At 49.4% G+C, this 20,960-nt stretch carries 24 protein-coding genes; 4 read left to right on the top strand and 20 right to left on the bottom strand.

Annotation, left to right across the window (positions count from 1 at the left end; genetic code table 11):
* Positions 1 to 18 precede the first annotated feature (18 nt).
* The 13 genes from rpsQ to rnr form a co-directional block, all read right to left on the bottom strand.
* Positions 19 to 273 carry a 30S ribosomal protein S17 gene (rpsQ, locus tag F0316_RS01360; RefSeq protein ID WP_001280803.1) on the bottom strand — a complete coding sequence of 85 codons (255 nt, stop codon included), beginning with the start codon at positions 271 to 273 and terminating at the stop codon, positions 19 to 21.
* Positions 273 to 464, bottom strand: coding sequence for a 50S ribosomal protein L29 (gene rpmC, locus F0316_RS01355; RefSeq protein ID WP_000647192.1), 192 nt, complete (start codon positions 462 to 464; stop codon positions 273 to 275). Before rpmC ends, rpsQ begins: the two co-directional genes overlap by 1 nt.
* A complete protein-coding gene (rplP, locus tag F0316_RS01350; protein ID WP_000941219.1) occupies positions 464 to 874 on the bottom strand; it encodes a 50S ribosomal protein L16 in 411 nt (136 codons plus the stop codon). Before rplP ends, rpmC begins: the two co-directional genes overlap by 1 nt.
* A gap of 11 nt (positions 875 to 885) precedes the next feature.
* On the bottom strand, positions 886 to 1,587 hold the full coding sequence (gene rpsC / locus F0316_RS01345; protein WP_000529940.1) for a 30S ribosomal protein S3: 702 nt from the start codon (positions 1,585 to 1,587) through the stop codon (positions 886 to 888).
* A gap of 19 nt (positions 1,588 to 1,606) precedes the next feature.
* Positions 1,607 to 1,939 carry a 50S ribosomal protein L22 gene (rplV, locus tag F0316_RS01340; RefSeq protein ID WP_000387269.1) on the bottom strand — a complete coding sequence of 111 codons (333 nt, stop codon included), beginning with the start codon at positions 1,937 to 1,939 and terminating at the stop codon, positions 1,607 to 1,609.
* A gap of 10 nt (positions 1,940 to 1,949) precedes the next feature.
* Complete coding sequence (rpsS, locus tag F0316_RS01335; protein WP_001138114.1) at positions 1,950 to 2,228, bottom strand: 30S ribosomal protein S19; 279 nt, start codon at positions 2,226 to 2,228, stop codon at positions 1,950 to 1,952.
* 20 nt (positions 2,229 to 2,248) lie between these two features.
* Positions 2,249 to 3,073 carry a 50S ribosomal protein L2 gene (gene rplB / locus F0316_RS01330; RefSeq protein ID WP_001018908.1) on the bottom strand — a complete coding sequence of 275 codons (825 nt, stop codon included), beginning with the start codon at positions 3,071 to 3,073 and terminating at the stop codon, positions 2,249 to 2,251.
* Positions 3,074 to 3,089: 16 nt separating this feature from the next.
* Positions 3,090 to 3,392, bottom strand: coding sequence for a 50S ribosomal protein L23 (rplW, locus tag F0316_RS01325; protein ID WP_000617542.1), 303 nt, complete (start codon positions 3,390 to 3,392; stop codon positions 3,090 to 3,092).
* The gene (gene rplD, locus F0316_RS01320; protein ID WP_000422344.1) at positions 3,389 to 3,991 is read right to left on the bottom strand and encodes a 50S ribosomal protein L4; all 603 of its coding nucleotides are present in this window, start codon (positions 3,989 to 3,991) and stop codon (positions 3,389 to 3,391) included. The genes rplW and rplD overlap by 4 nt, the downstream gene beginning before the upstream one ends.
* Before the next feature lie 16 nt (positions 3,992 to 4,007).
* Positions 4,008 to 4,637: a 50S ribosomal protein L3 gene (gene rplC / locus F0316_RS01315; RefSeq protein ID WP_000579663.1), complete on the bottom strand. Its 630-nt coding sequence runs from the start codon at positions 4,635 to 4,637 to the stop codon at positions 4,008 to 4,010.
* 14 nt (positions 4,638 to 4,651) lie between these two features.
* Positions 4,652 to 4,963 (bottom strand): 30S ribosomal protein S10, encoded by a 312-nt coding sequence (rpsJ, locus tag F0316_RS01310; protein WP_001181007.1) that lies wholly within the window; start codon positions 4,961 to 4,963, stop codon positions 4,652 to 4,654.
* A 469-nt stretch (positions 4,964 to 5,432) separates the two neighbouring features.
* Entirely contained in the window at positions 5,433 to 6,176 is a 744-nt protein-coding gene (gene rlmB / locus F0316_RS01305) for a 23S rRNA (guanosine(2251)-2'-O)-methyltransferase RlmB (RefSeq protein ID WP_000064142.1), read from the bottom strand.
* Between the two features lie 7 nt (positions 6,177 to 6,183).
* Complete coding sequence (gene rnr / locus F0316_RS01300; protein WP_001285864.1) at positions 6,184 to 8,649, bottom strand: ribonuclease R; 2,466 nt, start codon at positions 8,647 to 8,649, stop codon at positions 6,184 to 6,186.
* A gap of 182 nt (positions 8,650 to 8,831) precedes the next feature.
* On the opposite strand from rnr, the gene F0316_RS01295 reads away from it, so the two are divergent.
* Positions 8,832 to 10,661: a DUF3413 domain-containing protein gene (locus F0316_RS01295; protein WP_000925712.1), complete on the top strand. Its 1,830-nt coding sequence runs from the start codon at positions 8,832 to 8,834 to the stop codon at positions 10,659 to 10,661.
* 26 nt (positions 10,662 to 10,687) lie between these two features.
* Here the strand turns inward: F0316_RS01295 and motX are convergent, their stop codons facing one another.
* The 7 genes from motX to kefG form a co-directional block, all read right to left on the bottom strand.
* Positions 10,688 to 11,323, bottom strand: a complete 636-nt coding sequence (motX, locus tag F0316_RS01290; protein ID WP_001883957.1) for a flagellar protein MotX — start codon at positions 11,321 to 11,323, stop codon at positions 10,688 to 10,690.
* Between the two features lie 207 nt (positions 11,324 to 11,530).
* Positions 11,531 to 12,829 carry an adenylosuccinate synthase gene (locus F0316_RS01280; RefSeq protein ID WP_000527934.1) on the bottom strand — a complete coding sequence of 433 codons (1,299 nt, stop codon included), beginning with the start codon at positions 12,827 to 12,829 and terminating at the stop codon, positions 11,531 to 11,533.
* 127 nt (positions 12,830 to 12,956) lie between these two features.
* Positions 12,957 to 13,937 (bottom strand): isoaspartyl peptidase/L-asparaginase family protein, encoded by a 981-nt coding sequence (locus tag F0316_RS01275; RefSeq protein WP_032474786.1) that lies wholly within the window; start codon positions 13,935 to 13,937, stop codon positions 12,957 to 12,959.
* A gap of 162 nt (positions 13,938 to 14,099) precedes the next feature.
* Positions 14,100 to 14,705 carry a peptidylprolyl isomerase gene (slyD, locus tag F0316_RS01270; RefSeq protein ID WP_000687664.1) on the bottom strand — a complete coding sequence of 202 codons (606 nt, stop codon included), beginning with the start codon at positions 14,703 to 14,705 and terminating at the stop codon, positions 14,100 to 14,102.
* A 91-nt stretch (positions 14,706 to 14,796) separates the two neighbouring features.
* Positions 14,797 to 14,997, bottom strand: coding sequence for a YheV family putative zinc ribbon protein (locus F0316_RS01265; protein WP_000810607.1), 201 nt, complete (start codon positions 14,995 to 14,997; stop codon positions 14,797 to 14,799).
* A 9-nt stretch (positions 14,998 to 15,006) separates the two neighbouring features.
* Positions 15,007 to 16,809, bottom strand: coding sequence for a glutathione-regulated potassium-efflux system protein KefB (gene kefB, locus F0316_RS01260; RefSeq protein ID WP_000188336.1), 1,803 nt, complete (start codon positions 16,807 to 16,809; stop codon positions 15,007 to 15,009).
* The gene (gene kefG, locus F0316_RS01255) at positions 16,790 to 17,380 is read right to left on the bottom strand and encodes a glutathione-regulated potassium-efflux system ancillary protein KefG (RefSeq protein ID WP_001245308.1); all 591 of its coding nucleotides are present in this window, start codon (positions 17,378 to 17,380) and stop codon (positions 16,790 to 16,792) included. The genes kefB and kefG overlap by 20 nt, the downstream gene beginning before the upstream one ends.
* A gap of 122 nt (positions 17,381 to 17,502) precedes the next feature.
* On the opposite strand from kefG, the gene F0316_RS01250 reads away from it, so the two are divergent.
* From F0316_RS01250 to F0316_RS01240, 3 genes are read left to right on the top strand one after another with little or no spacing between them, the layout of a single operon-like run.
* Positions 17,503 to 19,419, top strand: coding sequence for an ABC transporter ATP-binding protein (locus tag F0316_RS01250; RefSeq protein WP_069213161.1), 1,917 nt, complete (start codon positions 17,503 to 17,505; stop codon positions 19,417 to 19,419).
* Positions 19,420 to 19,905 carry a TIGR02444 family protein gene (locus tag F0316_RS01245; RefSeq protein ID WP_001278734.1) on the top strand — a complete coding sequence of 162 codons (486 nt, stop codon included), beginning with the start codon at positions 19,420 to 19,422 and terminating at the stop codon, positions 19,903 to 19,905.
* On the top strand, positions 19,902 to 20,891 hold the full coding sequence (locus F0316_RS01240) for a hydrolase (RefSeq protein ID WP_000627575.1): 990 nt from the start codon (positions 19,902 to 19,904) through the stop codon (positions 20,889 to 20,891). The genes F0316_RS01245 and F0316_RS01240 overlap by 4 nt, the downstream gene beginning before the upstream one ends.
* The last annotated feature ends 69 nt before the right edge of the window (positions 20,892 to 20,960 follow it).

The raw sequence follows: 20,960 nt of genomic DNA, 5'->3' as shown, positions 1-20,960 counted from the left end.
TGCGAGAAAGAGAGGAGATTACATCTTCGCTTTTTCTACAATTTTCACCAGAGTCCAAGACTTAGTCTTAGACAGTGGACGACATTCACGAATTTCAACAGTGTCGCCAATGCCACACTCGTTGTTTTCGTCATGTGCGTGTACTTTAGTCGTGCGCTTAACGAATTTACCGTAGATAGGGTGCTTCACCATGCGCTCGATAGCAACAACGATAGACTTGTCCATCTTGTCGCTAACAACACGACCTAGTTGAGTACGAATTTTGTCGCTCATTATGCGCCTGCCTTCTCAGTCAAAACAGTTTTCACACGTGCGATATCACGGCGTACAGCTTTCAGAGTATGAGTCTGCTGCAGTTGACCAGTTGCAGCTTGCATGCGCAAGTTGAACTGCTCTTTCAGCAAATTCAGTAGCTCAGAGTTCAGCTCTTCAACGCTTTTTTCGCGTAGATCTTGTGCTTTCATCACATCACCTGCTTAGTTACGAATGTAGTCTTGAATGGCAGTTTGCGAGCCGCTAGGCGGAACGCTTCACGTGCCAATTCTTCAGGTACACCATCAACTTCGTACATAACCTTACCAGGTTGGATTTGGGCTACCCAGTACTCAACGTTACCTTTACCCTTACCTTGACGAACTTCTAGTGGTTTTTCAGTGATTGGCTTGTCTGGGAACACACGGATCCAGATTTTACCTTGACGCTTGATATGACGCGTCATAGCACGACGTGCCGCTTCGATTTGACGAGCAGTCAGACGACCACGGCCTACAGCTTTAAGACCAAAAGTACCGAAGCTTACTTCTGTACCTTTCGCTAGACCACGGTTACGACCAGTCTGAACCTTACGGAACTTAGTACGTTTAGGTTGTAGCATCTGTCGACTCCTTACTTACGGCCTTTACGCTGCTTCTTCGGCTTGTCAGCCTTTGGCTCTGCAGCTTCAGTTGCTGCTGGCATACCGCCTAGGATCTCACCTTTGAAGATCCAGACTTTAACGCCGATTACACCGTAGGTGGTGTGAGCCGAAGAAGTTGCGTAATCAATGTCAGCACGCAGAGTGTGTAGAGGTACGCGACCTTCACGATACCACTCTGAACGAGCGATTTCAGCGCCGCCTAAACGACCGCTTACTTCCACTTTGATACCTTTAGCGCCTAGGCGCATTGCGTTTTGTACTGCGCGCTTCATAGCACGACGGAACATTACGCGACGCTCTAGTTGAGACGCGATGCTATCAGCCACAAGCTGACCATCCAGCTCAGGCTTACGTACTTCAGCGATGTTGATTTGCGCTGGTACGCCAGCAATTTTTGCTACTGCTGCACGCAGTTTTTCAACGTCTTCGCCTTTCTTACCGATAACAACACCTGGACGAGCAGTGTGAATAGTCACACGGATGCTTTTCGCAGGACGTTCGATAACGATGCGTGACAGAGACGCGTTTGCCAATTCCTTAGACAGGTATTGACGTACCTTGAAGTCGCCGTCTAGGTTGTCAGCGAAATCTTTGGTGTTAGCAAACCATGTAGCATTCCAAGGCTTAACGATGCCTAGACGAATACCATTTGGATGTACTTTCTGACCCATTGCTTACTCTCCTAGTCTCTTAGCGATCTGCGACAACCACAGTAATGTGGCTTGAACGCTTCAAGATACGATCCGCACGGCCTTTAGCACGAGGCATAATACGCTTCATGACTGGGCCCTCATCTACGAAGATTTTAGCGACACGTAGATCGTCGATGTCTGCACCTTCGTTGTGCTCTGCGTTCGCGATTGCAGATTCCAGAACTTTCTTAACCAGTTCAGCCGCTTTTTTGTTGCTGAAAGTCAGAAGTTCTAGCGCTTGATCCACAGATTTACCGCGGATTTGGTCTGCAACTAAGCGAGCTTTCTGAGGAGAAATACGAGCAAAGTTATGTTTAGCGATAGCTTCCATTATTTACCCCTTATTTCTTCTTAGCTTTCTTATCCGCAGCGTGACCGCGGTAAGTACGAGTAGGTGCAAATTCGCCCAATTTGTGACCGATCATCTCGTCAGTTACGAAAACTGGAACGTGTTGACGACCATTATGGACAGCGATGGTCAAACCGATCATTGTTGGAATGATCATTGAACGACGGGACCAAGTCTTAATAGGCTTTTTGTCTCCGCTTTCCACCGCTTTCTCTACCTTCTTCAGCAAGTGTAGGTCAATAAATGGACCTTTCTTGAGAGAACGTGGCATGGCTTATCCTCTTAAATAGATTACTTATTACGACGACGTACGATGTACTTGTCAGTGCGTTTGTTACTACGTGTCTTGTAGCCTTTGGTTGGAACGCCCCAAGGAGATACTGGGTGACGACCACCAGAAGTACGGCCTTCACCACCACCGTGTGGGTGGTCAACCGGGTTCATTACCACACCGCGAACGGTTGGACGAACACCGCGCCAGCGTGCTGCACCAGCTTTACCTAGTTCACGCAGCATGTGCTCAGCGTTGCCTACTTCACCGATAGTTGCACGGCCTTCAGACAGTACTTTACGCATTTCGCCAGAACGTAGACGTAGAGTCACGTATGCACCATCACGAGCAACAAGTTGCGCGTAAGCACCAGCAGAACGAGCCAGCTGAGCGCCTTTTCCTGGAGTCAATTCAACGTTGTGGATTGTTGAACCAACTGGGATGTTGCGCATTGGCATTGCGTTACCCGCTTTGATCGGCGCATCTGGGCCAGATTGGATAACGTCACCCGCTTGCAGACCTTTCGGTGCAATGATGTAACGACGCTCACCGTCTGCGTACAGAACTAGAGCGATGTTTGCGCTACGGTTTGGATCGTATTCTAGACGCTCAACTTTCGCTGGGATACCGTCTTTAGTACGTTTGAAGTCAACCAAACGGTAGTGTTGCTTGTGGCCACCACCGATGTGACGTACTGTGATACGACCGTTGTTGTTACGACCACCGTTCTTAGAGTTTTTCTCTAGAAGAGGTGCGTATGGCTTACCCTTGTGCAGGTCAGCGTTAACAACTTTAACAACGTGACGACGACCAGCCGAAGTCGGCTTACATTTAACAATAGCCATTTTTCAACTACTCCTGTTATTCCGCGCCGCCAACGAAGTCAAGATCTTGACCTTCATTCAAAGTCACGTACGCTTTTTTCACGTCTGAACGACGGCCTTGGCGCAGACCTTGACGCTTGGTCTTACCCTTGATGATCAGGGTATTTACAGACTTAACTTCAACTTCAAATAGCTTTTCTACAGCTGCTTTGATCTCTTTCTTAGTGGCATCTTTTGCTACTTTGAAAACGATAGTGTTCGATTTCTCAGCAGACATAGTTGCTTTTTCAGAGATGTGCGGAGCACGTAGAACTTTTAGTAGACGCTCTTCACGGATCATGCCAGCATCTCCTCAACTTGCTTAACTGCAGCAGCAGTCATTAGAACCTTGTCAAATGCGATCAGGCTTACTGGGTCGATACCAGTTACGTCACGCACGTCAACTTTGTACAGGTTACGCGCAGCTAAGAACAGATTTTCGTCTACTTCGCCAGTAACGATGAGAACATCGTTCAGCTCAAGTTCTTTTAGCTTAGCTACCAGAGCTTTGGTCTTTGGAGCTTCAACTGAGAAGTTTTCAACAACGATCAAACGCTCTTGACGAACTAGCTCAGACAGAATGCTCTTCATAGCACCACGATACATTTTCTTGTTTACTTTTTGGCTGTGATCTTGTGGTTTCGCAGCAAAAGTAACACCACCTGTACGCCAGATTGGGCTACGGATTGTACCAGCACGTGCACGGCCAGTACCTTTTTGACGCCATGGCTTAGCGCCACCGCCAGAAACTTCTGAACGTGTCTTTTGAGCACGAGTACCTTGACGAGCACCTGCTGCATAAGCAACAACTACTTGGTGTACAAGAGCTTCGTTGAACTCACGTCCGAAAGTAGTTTCGGAAACAGTTAGTGCGTTAGCACCTTTAACCATCAATTCCATTACTTACTCCTAGACGTTACGCTTTAACAGCTGGTTTGACGATCACGTTACCGCCAGTTGCGCCTGGGACTGCACCTTTAATCAGAAGCAGATTGCGCTCAGCGTCAACACGTACGATCTCTAGGTTTTGAGTCGTTACACGCTCAGCACCCATGTGACCTGCCATTTTTTTGCCTTTGAACACGCGACCTGGAGTTTGACATTGGCCAATTGAACCAGGAGCACGGTGAGACAATGAGTTACCGTGAGTCATATCTTGAGTGCGGAAGTTCCAGCGCTTAACAGCACCTTGGAAACCTTTACCCTTAGATGTACCAGTAACGTCTACTTTTTTTACTTCGTTGAACAGTTCAACAGTCAGTTCAGAACCTACTGCAAACTCTTCACCGTTTTCCAAACGGAATTCCCAAAGACCGCGACCAGCTTCTACACCCGCTTTCGCGAAGTGACCAGCTTCTGGCTTAGTAACACGGTTAGCTTTCTTAGAACCAGTAGTGACTTGGATTGCAGCGTAGCCATCAGTTTCAAGAGTTTTCACTTGAGAAACGCGGTTTGCTTCAACTTCAACAACAGTTACTGGGATAGAAACGCCGTCTTCAGTAAATACGCGGGTCATGCCCACTTTACGACCGATTAGACCAATCATTCTTCTAATCTCCCTTAACCTAGGCTAATTTGTACGTCAACGCCCGCAGCAAGGTCTAGACGCATCAGAGCATCAACAGTTTTGTCTGTTGGTTCAACGATGTCGATTAGACGTTTGTGAGTACGGATTTCGTACTGATCACGAGCATCTTTGTTAACGTGTGGAGAGATAAGAACAGTGAAACGCTCTTTACGAGTTGGCAGTGGGATTGGACCACGAACCTGTGCGCCAGTGCGCTTAGCTGTTTCAACGATTTCCGCTGTAGAAGCATCGATCAGTTTGTAATCGAAAGCTTTCAGGCGGATACGGATACGTTGGTTCTGCATGAGACAGAGCTCCAATATTAAAAAATTACACAAACAATATCGCCACTCAAACTCGATAAGACGAGAGAATGCCGATTGATTTATGTGAAACCGTAGCATCCAAGATTAGGACGCATTGTCAGCTAATAGGTGATTAACCTGAACTATCGCAAGATAGTAGAAAGCTAAATTTTTATTAACTGCGAACATAAGCTGAGTATACATTACCTGACCTATCAATAAGATGGGACAGCTCCTCACTGCTCATTGGTTCACAACTGGCTAAACCAGTGCCGGGCATTATACCGATCACAGTTTCAGTTGCAAGGTATGTTTGAAAAATAAACGGAATTAAATCTCTGTTAACGATAACGTCACTGGTGTGTTTATGCATGCGCCAAACAATCACGACCTCTAAATGCCGTGGTTTAGGGATGACAACAAAACGGGCACTCTCAAGTGCCCGTTTACTATGATGGAATGATTGAGCTTACCGATTCGCCATACGCTGGCGCACTGCTTCAAATAAACAGACACCACAAGCTACAGACACGTTTAGACTTGATACGCTGCCTGCCATCGGGATTTTAATCAAATCATCACAGGTTTCACGCGTTAAACGACGCATACCATCCCCTTCTGCGCCCATTACAATCGCCAGCGGCCCGGTCAGTTTGCTTTGATAGATGTCGTGAGTCGCTTCGCCTGCAGTCCCTACAAACCAGACACCTTTTTCTTGCAGTGCGCGCATGGTACGCGCCAAGTTAGTAACGCGCACGAGCGGTACCGTTTCCGCCGCGCCACACGCCACTTTACTGACGGTCGCGGTCAGTGGTGCTGATTTGTCTTTCGGAACAATGACTGCCGCCACACCGGCCGCATCGGCATTACGCAGGCAAGCCCCGAGGTTGTGCGGATCAGTTACCCCATCCAGTACTAACAACAGGGGTTGCTCATGCTGAGCGAGGATATCGTCAAGGTCATTTTCATTGAGTTGACGAGCAGGTTTAACACGGGCAATCAATCCTTGATGATTGGCGCCTTCCGCTTTGTCATCCAGCGCTTTGCGGCTCATCTCTTGAATTGAGACGCCAAGACGCATCAATTCGTTGAGTACCGGCAGCAGGCGATCGTCCTGACGACCTTTAAGCACATACGCTTCGACAAAACGCGCGGGATCGCGTTGTAGTACCGCGTTCACGGCGTGGATGCCATAAATCAATTCATTACTCATGTGTTACCTATTTGGTTTTATCTCGTACTTTGCCGCTTTTCTTACGAGCTTGGTCTTTGCGTTTTTTCGGCGCTTTGGTCTTTTTCGGTTTGCTGCGGCCTTCACTGTCTGGACGGCGCGTCGCTTCTACCTGTGGTTTCAACTCTGATTTCGTTGGTGATTTGCCACGGGCACCTTTGGTGGCCGCTTCTTTTTTACCTTGCGCTTTGGCTCGGGCTTCATCAGCACGTTTCTTGGCGGTTTTGCCTTGGCCGCGTAGCTTACGACTAGTTTCGACCAATTCAAAGTCAATTTGGCGATCATCAAGGTTTACCGCCAACACTTTTACTTTTACCGCATCACCAAGACGATAGATGGCACCAAAACTTTCCCCCACCAGACGCTGACCAATTGGGTCATAGTGGTAGTAGTCGTTAGCCAGAGTCGAAATGTGTACCAGGCCGTCAATGTGCAGCTCAGTGAGACGGACAAAGAAGCCGAAACTGGTGACGTTCGCGACGACGCCTTCTAATTCTTCACCCACATGATCTTGCATGTACTCGCATTTGAGCCAGTCAGACACTTCGCGCGTCGCATCATCAGCGCGGCGCTCAGTCATGGAGCACTGCTCACCGTAGAAGTCCATGTCATCGAAGGAGTAGTGATAGCCACCAGTTGGAGTCCAGCGGTCTTGGTTGCGCCCTTCTTGCTTCGCGATCAGATACTTGATCGCACGATGCAGCAGCAAATCCGGATAACGGCGGATTGGAGACGTAAAGTGTGCGTAACGTTTCAACGCCAAGCCAAAGTGACCCGCGTTATCCGCGTTATACACCGCTTGCTTCATCGAGCGCAGCAACATGGTTTGGATCAGCTCTTTATCTGGACGTTCACCAATTTGCTTCATTAAATTGGCGTAGTCGGTGGGTGATGGCTCAAGACCACCGGAGAGATCAAGCCCTAACTCACCGAGGAAATCACGGAAGCCAGTGAGACGCTCTTCACCAGGTGGCTCATGGACACGGTACAACGCCGCTTCTTTGGCTTTTTCTACCAAAGAGGCAGAGGCGATGTTGGCGAGGATCATACACTCTTCAATTAGCTTATGTGCATCGTTACGTACAACAGGCTCAATGCTTTCAATCTTGCGCTGAGCATTGAAGATGAATTTGGTTTCAACGGTTTCAAACTCAATCGCGCCACGCTCATCGCGTGCACTTTTCAGCACCTGATACATTTTGTGCAACTCTTCAAGATGAGGAACCAGCGCTTTATAACGCTCGCGCAGTTCTTCATCCCCTTCGAGGATTTCATGCACTTTGGTGTAAGTCAGGCGAGCGTGCGAGTTCATTACCGCTTCGTAATGCTTGTAGCCCGAGAGCTTACCCGTTTCCGATACGGTCATTTCACACACCATGCACAAGCGATCCACTTGTGGGTTGAGTGAACAGAGACCGTTCGACAGCACTTCCGGCAACATTGGGACAACTTGCGATGGGAAATAGACCGAGTTTCCGCGGTTGATCGCTTCTTTATCCAGCGCGGTATCGGGGCGTACGTAATAGCTCACGTCGGCAATCGCGACCCATAAACGCCAGCCACCGCCTTTTTTCGCTTCACAATAGACAGCATCATCGAAATCTCGAGCATCTTCGCCATCGATCGTGACTAATGGCAAAGCACGTAGATCGACACGACCTTGCTTGGCTTCTTCAGGCACTTCCTCGGTCAATCCCGCTACTTGCTGCTCAACTTCTGCGGGCCATTCATGGGGAATTTGGTGAGTACGAATCGCAATTTGCGTTTCCATACCCGGGGCCATGTTTTCACCCAACACTTCAACGACTTTACCCATCATGCCGCGGTTACGCGTGCCACGGTCGGTAATTTCAATCACGACCACGTTGCCCATGCGAGCGCCAGCACGGAGATCATTGGGGATCAGAATGTCATGGTGAATGCGTGAGTCATCCGGCACCACGTACGAATAGCCGTATTCAAAGAAGAAACGCCCGACAATTTGGCCATTGCGCTCTTCGAGAATGCGTACTAAGCGCCCTTCTTTACGGCCTCGTTTATCAGTACCGCTCGGCTGCACTAAGACAAAATCACCATGGATCAGCGTACGCATCTGGTGGTGGGGCAATAAAATATCGCCTTCTTTGTTTAAGCTTCCTTCTGGACGAACCCAGCCGTGGCCGTCTTTGTGGCCAATCACATAGCCTTTCACCATTTCCAGTTTTTCTGGCAAGGCATAGCATTGACGGCGCGTGAACACCAGTTGGCCATCTCGTTCCATTGCCCGCAGGCGACGACGCAACCCTTCATATTGCTCTTCGCCTTCTAGTTTGAGGGCTTCGAACAGATCGTTGCGATTCATGGGAACATTGGCTTGGGTTAAAAATTCGAGAATGTACTCACGACTCGGAATTGGATTGTCATAATTGTCGGCTTCGCGATCAGCGAAAGGATCAAGATGTGTGGTATCAGACATAGGCAGACCTGCTTATCTAGGAAGGTGTTAGTTATATCCTACTGCTTTGTCACTACGAACAACTAATGACAACGCACAGAACTCTTTCATCATTCTAGGTAATGTGACATAGGTCAACTTTTAAGTTATTATTTGCAGCAATTTTGCTGTCCAACCAATCCCATTTGCTACGGGGATTCCACATGTTATTGATGATAAAAAAGAATATAGAGTGGCTTTTTAGTCACTTTATTTTGAATGCTGTTTTATTAGCTGTATTGGGCCTCCCCTATTTGCAATGGATGGAGGTCAGCAGCAGTAATAGGGTAGCGTACGCTTATCTTTCGGCCACCCAGTTTGGCTGGTTTGGGTTATTTGCCTTTGCCATCACGCTGGTTTCACTCGCTCTGGTTTGGCTCCCGAGTCGCCTACTGCACGGTGTTGTGTTTGTAGCCTCTTGGGCCGTGAGCATTTTGTTGATGGTCGATATTGAAGTGTATCAACAGTACCGATTCCATCTGAGTGGCTTTGTGTGGGATTTGCTGTTGCATGGTGGACAGCAAGTGATCAGCGTGTCGTGGTATACCCTTGCGATGGCAGGCTTTATTGTCTTCGTGGTCGGCTTTGCCCAATGGCTCATCATGAAACTGGCGCAACGCATTCAACATTCACGTGGAGTTCGCTGGGTATCGGCGGTTTGGTTACTTTCATTGCTGAGTAGCCAGTTTATCCACGCTTGGAAAGATGCCACTTATGACAGTGAGATCCCAAGCTACAGCTATCACTGGCCGCTCTATTATCCGTTGACCGCAAAACGCTTTTTCGACCAGCTCGGTGTTGTTGATGCGCAATCCGCCCGCCGTCAGCAGGTGGATTTTCATGCACCAACCAGCAGTACTCTCAACTATCCGCTGCGACCTCTGCACATTGAACCGCCTGCAGAGCGCCCAAACATTTTATTGATTGGGATTGATGCTTGGCGTTTTGATGATGCCAATCGCGATGTGACGCCCAACATTGCTCACTTTGGTCAACAAGCCACGCGCTTTACTCATCACTTAAGTGGTGGAAATTCAACCCAAGCTGGCTTATTCAGTCTCTTTTACGGCTTACCCGCTACCTATTGGGAGGAGTTTCAAACCAGCCAAACTCGCCCACTGCTGATGCAAACTCTCGCAGATTTGAACTATCAGTTTGCTATTTACGGCTCGGCACCACTAAATAGCCCACCGTTTGACCGAACGATATTCAGCAAAATTGCCCAGCTACGTACAGTCACGCCTGGAGAAAACTCACCACAGCGTGATGAACGTATTACTGAGGATTTTTTGCACTTTTTAGAGCAACGGGATCGTAGCAAGCCCTACTTCGGTTTTCTGTTTTACGATTCAGCGCATGCGGCTGATTTCCCAACCTCGATGACACCGCCTTTCACCCCTTATTGGGAGCGAGTCGATCACATCAAACTCAACAACGATTTTGATCCCGAGCCGTACCATAACCGCTATCGCAATGCCCTCTATTACGCTGATAGTTTGATTGGCAAAGTTCTTGAGCAGTTGCAAGCCCGCGATGAGCTGCGCAATACCATAGTGATCATCACATCCGATCATGGTGAAGAGTTTAATGACAATCGACAAAATTATTGGGGACATGGCAGTAACTACAGCATGGCGCAGATCCATGTGCCACTTTACATCTACATTCCTGACAAAGAAGGAAGCGTATTAACGCACAAAACCACCCACCTCGATATTGCGCCTATGTTGATGCAAGAAGTGTTAGGGGTACAAAATCCACTCAATGAATTTGCGTTAGGCTACCCGCTTTGGCAAGAGAGCCCACAACGGGAATGGACGATTATCGGTAGTTACTTTAACTATGCGTTAGTGAGTGATAAAGAGATGTTGGTGAGCTACCCCACCGGGCGAGTCGAGACTCTCAATTCAGAACTTGCCCCAGAGAAAGAGCGTCAAATTTCGACTCAGCAGATCATGCAAGCGCTTGAAGAGATGCGGCAATTCTTGCGCTAAAGGGAACCAGTTCTGGTAAAGCGGCTTTACCAGAACGTTTCTCGGCGTTTGGCTCGCGCGATGATATTTTCCGGCATCCTACGCTCTAAACCTTGACGCAGCAGAGCGATACGATTGTGAGTACGCTGATCGGCAGTGACCGAGTTATATAACCAGCGGTAGGCATCTTCATAATCGAGCGGACTGCCGTAATCACGCAGTAACAGTTCAGCGAGCTGAATACGCGCATTAAGATTGCCCATTGCCGCCGCTTCACGCAGATAGGGGATCGCGCGTTCTTTGTCTTGTTGAACTAAGGTGCCGCGTGAGTAGTAGCGCCCAAGCTGCTCCAGAGCAGCAGGCAAACCTTGATGCGCCGCATTCTCCATATAGTAGAGACCCAGCTCAACATCCTGATCAACACACACGCCCCAAGCCAGCATATCGCCATACAGAAACTCATAAGAGGGCAGACTGATACGTGTCGCACGTGCGACAATATCTTCCACGATCTGGCAATTATCCGCTTTTACGCGCTCAAGATGCTTATTTTCTTCAATCAGTTTGATTAGCTCAGCTTCCGAATAGATAGGCACTGGCTCTCCTAAATCCGCTGCATAAGCAGGATTGTAAGAGGAGTGCCATGCAAGCAATAAGGAAGCGGCTACCGTTCGTAGCTTCATACCCGCACTCTTATAAACACCGGCAGTCACCACGCGCCGCATTGCACGTTGACCCGGATTGCTTTCTATATCGGCATTGAATGCAATCGCTTTAGCCCCGTTTACCGTTTTGCGGCAACTTTTTGCCACAGGCGCACAAAATACCACCAACAGTATGGCAAAAAAAAGCCGACTCGGTGAGTCGGCTTACTGTTTTTTATCTCAAGATCACGCGCTGAATGGGTGAACTTTGATGATGGTTTCGTTGCGGTCTGGGCCAGTAGAAATGATGTCTACCGGAACGCCAGTCAGCTCTTCGATGCGCTTGATGTAATCCAGCGCTGTCTGTGGCAGTTCAGCCAGAGTTTTTGCACCGAAAGTCGTTTCAGACCAACCAGGCATAGTTTCGAAAATTGGCGTCACGTTTTCAAATGCGTCAGCGGCCATAGGTGAAACTTCAGCAATAGAACCGTCAGGCATTTGGTAACCCGTACAGATCTTGATCTCTTTCAGACCATCTAGAACGTCCAGTTTGGTCAGGCAGAAGCCGGTGACTGAGTTGATTTGGATCGCGCGGCGCATTGCCACTGCATCAAACCAACCACAACGACGCTTACGACCTGTAGTTGCACCAAACTCATGGCCTTTAGTGCCTAAGTGATCGCCCACTTCGTCAAACAGTTCAGTTGGGAACGGACCAGCACCAACACGAGTGCAGTACGCTTTCGCGATACCAAGGATGTAACCTAGGTGACGAGGACCAAAACCAGAGCCCGCAGCAACACCACCAGCAGTGGTGTTTGAAGACGTTACGTATGGGTAAGTACCGTGATCGATATCCAGTAGTGTACCTTGCGCGCCTTCGAACATGATTTTGTCGCCACGCTTACGCGCTGCATCCAGTTCGTTGGTTACGTCGATAACCATAGAAGTCAGGAGTTCTGCATAACCCTTCGCCTGCTCCAGTACCGCTTCGTAGCTTACTGGTTCTACTTTGTAGAAGTGCTCAAGTTGGAAGTTATGGAATGCCATCACTTCTTGCAGTTTCTCAGCAAAAGAAGCCATATCGAATAGGTCGCCAACACGCAGACCACGACGAGCTACTTTATCTTCGTATGCAGGACCAATACCACGACCAGTAGTACCGATTGCTTTCTTGCCACGAGCGGCTTCGCGCGCTTGGTCAAGAGCAACGTGGTATGGCAGGATCAGAGGACAAGCTTCAGAAATGAAAAGACGCTCGCGAACAGGAACACCACGCTCTTCGAGACCAGACATTTCTTTGATCAATGCTTCTGGTGAAAGTACTACACCGTTACCGATGATGCATTTCACGTTATTGCGAAGAATACCGGATGGAATTAAGTGGAGAACGGTTTTTTGACCGTCGATTACTAGTGTGTGACCTGCGTTGTGTCCGCCTTGGTAGCGAACCACGTATTTTGCATCTTCAGTTAAAAGGTCTACGATTTTACCTTTACCTTCGTCACCCCATTGGGTGCCAAGAACGACAACGTTATTACCCATCTTTCCAAGTCTGATTGCTAGTTAAAAAAGGATTCTAGCACCGAATTTGAATCCTTGCAGTCATTTTTTAAGCATGAAAAATTCATATAAAACGGCTTTGAAAATCCATTCAGTTATTAAGAAAAGGTTATTCGTCAGCGTAAATTTTCACACTGAATTGACCATGGCGATCAATCCCCGCGCGATACATGCCAGAACTGTTCATGGCAAAGTGAAGTTCACCCTGCGCATCAATCGCAATTAATCCCCCTTCACCACCTACGCTTTTCAGTTCACCTTGCACCACGGTTTCACAGGCGGTATGGACATCTTCTTTGAGATAACGCATGCGTGCTGCAATATCGCCTGCAACCGCATAACGGATGAAGTACTCGCCCATTCCGGTGCATGAAATGGCGACATTGCCATTTTCAGCTAGCGTTCCAGCGCCGATGATTGGCGAGTCGCCCACGCGACCAAAACGCTTATTGGTGATCCCACCCGTACTGGTCGCCGCCGCCAAATTGCCCTGTTGATCCAGCGCCACCGCGCCTACCGTGCCAAATTTCTTATCATCGGGATATTCACTTGGCGGCTCTTGTTCAGCAGACTCGGATTGATAGGAAGCTTCTGAAAGTGCAAAGCGATCTTGCTGCTTCATGTTTTGCAGCTGTTCATAACGGCGCTCAGTGAAAAAATAGTCTTGCTCGGTATAAACATGCCCTTGCAGGAAAGCAAATTGCTCCGCACCATCACCAATCAAAAACACATGATCACTATGACGCAGCACATCGCGCGCGAGTTGAATCGGGTTGCGAATATGGCGCACACCAGCAATCGCGCCAGCCTCTCGGGCTGCGCCATGCATCACCGAGGCATCCATCTCCACCATTTCATTGTGCGTCAGTACTGAGCCTTTGCCGGCATTAAACAGTGGCGAGTCTTCCAATACTGTCACCGCTGCCACCACCGCATCTAAGGCATCGGCTCCTTCAACCAGTAGCTGATGCCCGGCTCGCACGGCTTGCTCTAATGTCGCGAGGATGTCCATACGCAATGCATCACTCATCTGCTCACGCAAAATCGTGCCGGCACCGCCATGGATGGCAATCGCAAAAGGCTGTGTCATGACTTGTGTTCTCCAATAAGGTTAACCGTTTTATTTCGGCGTTTAGAATGGGCGTATAGTGCCAAAGTTCGCAATAAAAAAGCGCTAACCGGATCGCGGTTAGCGCTTTCAAATTTGTCGTACTACGAAAATAACGTACTACTTAGCGAGATGGGCTCATTATTAGTGAGAACCACAACCGCCGCCGCCACAGCAGCCGCCTTCTTTCTTACCGTGACCATGGTGATCGTGACCGTGGCCTTCGCCACCGCAGCAACCGCCTTCATGATCATGGTCGTGATCGTGGTCATGACCACAGCCACCCGCTTGGTGGATATGACCGTGAGCAATCTCATCTTCCGTCGCTGCGCGCACGGCAACCACTTCTACGGTGAAAGTCAGTGACTGGCCAGCCAGCATGTGGTTACCATCAACTACGACTTCATCGCCATCCACTTCAGTGATTTCAACTGGGATTGGACCTTGGTCTGTATCGGCGAGGAAACGCATACCGACTTCCAGCTCATCCACTCCTTGGAACACGTCTGCAGGAACACGCTGTACCAGATCTTCGTTGTGTTCGCCGTATGCATCTTCTGGTGCGATAGTAACGGTGAATTTATCACCAGCCACTTTGCCTTCCAATTCACGCTCAAGACCTGTAATCAGGTTATTGTGACCGTGCAGGTAATCCAGCGGCGCATCAACAGTAGACTGATCCACCACCACGCCATCTTCGATAGTCAATTGGTAAGCAAGACTTGCTACCGTGTTTTTTTCAATTTTCATAACTGCTCCAGGGAGGTTGTCTCTTGACTGCCAAATGCAGTCCAAGAGAAGAATGTTGCCGATATTATGAAGATCACACGCAGAAACTCAATTACTCCGGCTTAAAAATCCCGATCATCTGCTCATTCGCATGCTCACTCTGCTCGACGGATTTGGGTTTACGCTGTTCATGGAACCCACATTCGACGCACTCAACCAGCTCAATGCTGTTCTCTACCCACCATTGTAACGTATCGGCGGTCTTGCACTGTGGGCAGTTTGCGCCAGCGATAAAACGTTTTTTCTGTTTCACGAGATTGTACTACTCCTTTTCCCAATATCGGCGTGAGAGCTGGTCACTGTCCATCTCACGGCTAAATATTTCTTCAAGTTCGGTACGCGCTTCTTTGGCGCGCAGTTCGAGTTGTTTATCTTCATTATGTTGCGGTAGCAATTCTTTGAGCATGGTTTTATCGAGACGATGAAAATGCTCTTCGGCACGTTTCGCTTGATAAGGATGCATGCCAAGTTGAACCAAGGCTTTGCGCCCCAAGTCGAGTGCGCTCAAGAAGGTTTCTCGGGTGTAATTTTGTACACCGAGACTCATCAGTTGATAAGCTTCGACCCGACTGCGTGCTCGCGCCAACAATTTCAGATTCGGAAAATGCTGCTGACACAGCTCCACTATGGTGATCACTTGCTCAGGGTCATCGGTACAAACCACCAAGGCCTCTGCTTGCTCAACCCCCGCGGCGCGTAATAGTTCCAGATTGGTGGCATCCCCATAAAAGACTTTGTAGCCGTATTTACGCAGTAAACGCACTTGGCTGGCGTCACTTTCCAAAATAGTGACTTTGATTTTGTTGGCGTACAGCAGACGCCCCACTATCTGACCAAAGCGGCCAAAACCGACAATGATCACTCGCGGCTCTTTATTTTCGACATCCGGCGTCAGTGGGTTTTCTTCAATATTGAGCTGGCGGGCAAACCAGTATTTTTGGGCAGAGAGTAATAACGGCGTGGTCACCATAGAAAGGCTCACCACCACCAGAAGGAAGGAGACTTGCGAGGCCGTCAGCAAGCCCTCCGCACTGGCGGCGGTAAAAATCACGAAGGCGAATTCCCCCCCTTGGCTTAAAATCGCCGCCATTTTGCTGCGCGCTTTGGCAACCGTACCCGACAGGCGTGCCAGCAGATAGAGCACTAGACCTTTGACAATCACTAAGCCCAACACGGCCAGCATAATCTGCAGAGGCTTGACGAGTAACAAACCCACGTCCACTGCCATACCCACCGAAATAAAAAACAGACCAAGCAATAAGCCTTTAAAAGGATCGATAGCGATTTCTAGCTCATGACGAAACTCGCTTTCTGCGAGGATCACCCCAGCTAAAAAAGTACCTAGCGCCATCGAAAGACCAACCTTCTGCATCAGCAACGCGATGCCAACCACCAAGAGCAAAGCCGCGACAGTAAACAGTTCGCGCACGCCACTTAATGCGATGTATCGAAACAGCGGGTTAAGCAGAAAATGTCCGCCCAGTAACAAAGCAGCAATTCCTCCCGTCATCCACAGGGCATTCAGCCAATCGCCACTGCTGTTTCCAGCGAGGATTGGCAGCAGTGCCAACATGGGGATCACCGCAATATCTTGAAACAGCAGCACCGCAAATCCCGATTGTCCCGCCTCAGTACGCGTTAAGCCGTGCTCTTCAATCACGCGCAGAGCGATCGCGGTCGATGAAAGCGCCAGCGCCATACCGATGACTAACGCACTTTGCCAACTGACACCCAGTAAATACGCGACACTGGAAAGCACCGCAGTGGTCACCACCACTTGCGCGCCGCCTAGCCCTAAAATGGGGCCGCGTAGATTCCACAGTTTTTTCGGGTTGAGCTCTAAACCAATCAGAAACAGCAGTAGCACGACGCCAAACTCAGCAAAATGCATAATGGCTTGCACATCGCGGATCAAGCCCAGTCCCCATGGACCAATCGCAATCCCCGCCAGCAAATAGCCAAGCACAGAGCCTAATCCCGCGCGCTGCGCAAGGGGGACGGCAATCACCGCAGCGCTCAGAAAGACGACACTGCTACTGAGAAAATCACTGGTCAGTGGCGTCATACGGCTCTCCTTGCCAGTGGGCGATCTCTTGTAGCCATTGCCGATAACGCTCTGCATGTTGCGCACGCTCTTGATCACTGATGTTGCGTGACCAATACAGCACCAAAGGCTCAATCCAGTGCATCTGACACAAAGCCGCACTGAGCTCGAACGGCTGCAGGATTTCATTCAGCGGATAACGGTTATAACCACGTTGATCGTAGGCGGTGTGGTTGCCGCCAGTGGTAATCACACTGCGCCAAAGTTTCCCTTTCAGCTCACTCTGTTTACCGAAGGCGAAACCTTTGCTCAACACGCGATCAATCCACTCTTTCAAAAGAGCAGGGCAGGAATACATATAGAGGGGATGTTGCAAAACCAGCACATCATGTTCCCGCAAGCGCTGCTGCTCAGCATGCACATCAATAAAGAAATTGGGGTAAGTGGCGTAGAGGTCGATAATCGAAACATGCTCTAAATCGGCAATCTTTTCCATCATCACCTGATTGGCAACGGAGTGTTGTGGATCGGGGTGCGCATACACCACCAACACTTTGGCTTTCATTTGCTCTCGGTTGACCAAGTTGCGCACTCCGCTGATTTGTTACTAATCCGTTACTCAGCATCATAACCCAATTTGTATAATGATCGACATTTATCCTTATTCCACCTACTATTCCGAGCGAAAATTCAACGGGCGATAAACGATTTTTTATGATTACCTTTTCTGAGATTCAGCTACTGCGTGGCGGCAAACCACTCCTTGAGCAAGCTTCAGCCACCATTCATCCCGGCGATAAAGTCGGCTTAGTGGGCAAAAACGGCTGCGGCAAATCCACTCTCTTTGCACTGCTGAAAGATGAACTCACCATTGATGCGGGCTCCTTCAGTAAACCAGCGCACTGGGAGCTGGCTTGGGTAGCACAGGAAACCCCGGCGCTGGATCGCACAGCATTGGAATACGTCATCGATGGCGATCGCGAATATCGCGAACTTGAGCGCCAATTGATGGACGCAGAAGCGGCCGACAACGGCACCAAAGTGGCCGATTTGCATGGCAAAATCGAGATGGTCGGTGGTTACAGCATTCGCGCTCGCGCCTCAGAACTGCTTGACGGCTTAGGCTTTACTCAAGAACAAATGAGTTGGAACCTAACTCAATTTTCCGGTGGTTGGCGGATGCGTTTAAACCTCGCGCAAGCGCTGATTTGCCGCTCAGATTTACTGCTGCTCGACGAACCGACCAACCACTTGGATTTGGATGCGGTGATGTGGCTGGAGCGTTGGCTGCAAAGCTACCCCGGCACGCTGATCCTGATTTCCCATGACCGCGATTTCCTCGACCCGATCGTCAATCGAATTGTGCATATTGAAAATCAGACGCTGAATGAATACACGGGCAACTACTCGTCGTTTGAAACTCAGCGCGCGCAGAAAATGCTTCAGCAACAAGCCATCTATCAAAAGCAACAAAAGCAGATGGCGCACATGCAAAGCTATATTGATCGCTTCCGCTATAAAGCGTCGAAAGCTCGCCAAGCCCAAAGCCGGATTAAAGCGCTGGAGCGGATGGAAAAAGTGCTGCCCGCCCAGTTTGATAACCCGTTCAGCTTTGAATTTCGTGAACCTGCCGCGCTGCCGAACCCAATCCTGATGATGGATCAGGTCGCAGCGGGCTACGGCGATAACCTCATCCTCGAGAAGATCCGCCTCAATCTGGTGCCAGGCAGCCGCATCGGCTTGCTTGGTCGTAATGGTGCGGGTAAATCCACCTTGATTAAACTGCTCTCGGGTGAGCTCAAACCGCAAGCGGGTGACTGCACTTACTCGCAAGGGGTGAAAATTGGCTACTTTGCGCAGCATCAATTGGAAACACTGCATCCAGAAGAGACGCCGCTGCAACACATGATGCAAATCGCGCCAGACAAAAATGAGCTCGAACTGCGTAACTACTTAGGCAGCTTTGGTTTCCATGGTGAGAAAGCACTCGAAAAAGTCGCGCCCTTCTCGGGTGGTGAAAAAGCCCGTTTAGTGCTGGCGCTGATTGTGTGGCAAAAGCCCAACTTACTACTGCTTGACGAACCCACCAACCATTTGGATTTGGATATGCGTCAGGCGCTAACCCTTGCGCTACAAAGCTATGAAGGCGCCATGGTCATTGTCAGCCATGATCGCTACTTGCTGCGTGCCACCACCGATGATCTCTATTTAGTGCATGATCACCAAGTTGGTCCGTTTGATGGTGACCTGAATGACTACTACAAATGGCTTACCGATCAGCAAAAAGCCGAGCGTAAAGAAACCCAACCGACCAATACTGCGAATAGCGCGAACAGTGCCGCGGCGAAAAAAGAGCAAAAGCGCCGTGAAGCCGATTTTCGTAAGCTCACTGCGCCAATTCGCAAAAAGCTGACACAGTTAGAAGAGAAACTCGATAAGTTGAACCACGTTGTCAGTGAGATGGAGGCACAATTGTCGGACACCTCACTGTACGAAGCACAGAATAAAGCGACACTGACTGAGGTGTTGGCTAAACAAGCCGCCGCCAAATCCGAGCTTGAGCAAGTCGAGCTAGAATGGATGGCCGAGCAAGAAACCTTGGAAGAGATGGAACGGGAGTTCAACGGATAAATGAGTGATGAGCACGCCAAACCAAGATTAACACTGGAAAGACTCTGGCAATTCAGTTTGCAGTATTACAGTGTCCGCGAGGTAAAAGAGGCGTGCTTACGATTGCAAAATAGCCATCACGGCAATGTCAATCTGCTGCTGTTACTCAAATGGCTAGATGAACAGCAGCTCACTTTTGCGGAAACTGACTGGCCGACGGTGCTGGAATGTTTGAGTCATTCGGAAACTCTGCTGCACGATTTTCGTGATTTGCGGCGGCGCTTGAAAAGCCATTTGCCAGACACGCTCTATCGCGAGGCTCTGCAGTTTGAGCTGCAATTAGAAAAGCAGCAACAAGCGGATTTGGTGCATTGTCTCAATCGAATGACACTTCATCCTGCGCAAGATCTATCGCTCACTCTGCAATACTGTAAAATGCTTGGCGCAGAATACTTAGCCGAGCTTTTTTCAGCTCCGTACCGAGAATCCGATAATCCAACATCATGATCACGTTTATTGCTGCTAAGGGGTTGAAAAATCCCCACTTACAAACTCTGCTGCCTCGCTTGCTGCGAAAACAGCCGCTGTTTAGTGCCGAATGGCAAACGCTATTCACGCCTGATGGTGATTTTCTCGATCTGGCTTGGAGCGAAGATTGGCGCACACCACACGCGCAGCGTAAGCCGCTGTTTGTGTTGTTCCACGGCTTAGAAGGCAGCTTCAAAAGCCCTTACGCGAACGGCTTGATGCACGCCTTTGCGCGGCAAGGCTGGCTCTCGGTGATGATGCATTTTCGCGGTTGCAGTGGTAAACCCAACCACTTAGCACGCGCTTACCACTCTGGCGAAACGGGCGATGCGCGTTTTGTGCTGGAGTATCTGCGTAAACAATTACCAGAGCGTCCGATCGTTGCCGTCGGTGTTTCACTCGGCGGTAACATGCTCGCCAACTATCTTGCGCAGTATCGGGATGATCCTATCGTCACGGCCGCCACCTTGATTTCTGCGCCACTCGATTTAGCCGCCTGCTCACAACGTATCGAACAGGGCTTTTCCAAAGTGTATCGAGCCTATCTGCTCTCTTCATTGAAGAAAAATGCCATCGCGAAATACCCACTGCTGGAAAACGCTTTGCCACTGAGCCCTGAGCGGATCCGCGCGATCGCTAAACTCGCCGAGTTTGATGATGTGATCACCGCACCGCTGCACGGTTTTCATGATGCAGCCGATTATTACCAGCAGTGCTCTGGGATTAAACAGCTGACTCAGATCCGCGTCCCGACTCAGATCATCCACGCCAAAGACGATCCTTTTATGACTGAAGCGGTGATCCCCAATTTTCCGCTGCCTGACAATATCCGCTATCGTCTCTTCGAGCATGGCGGCCATGTGGGTTTCCTGAGCGGTTCATGGCTTAAACCGTATTTTTGGTTAGAGCAAGCTCTACCCGAGTATTACGCACCGCTGCGAGATGATTTTCTACAGCCCAGCTAATCCACGATTCCTTCTCAACAGATGAAAGCGACATTCAAACGACTGAGCGTGGCGGCAACTCGTCGTTTC

This window comes from Vibrio cholerae, assembly GCF_008369605.1.
Classification (GTDB): Bacteria; Pseudomonadota; Gammaproteobacteria; order Enterobacterales; family Vibrionaceae; genus Vibrio; species Vibrio cholerae.
Note: the sequence above shows the minus strand (reverse complement) of the source record. Positions and strands in the feature narration are given on the sequence as shown.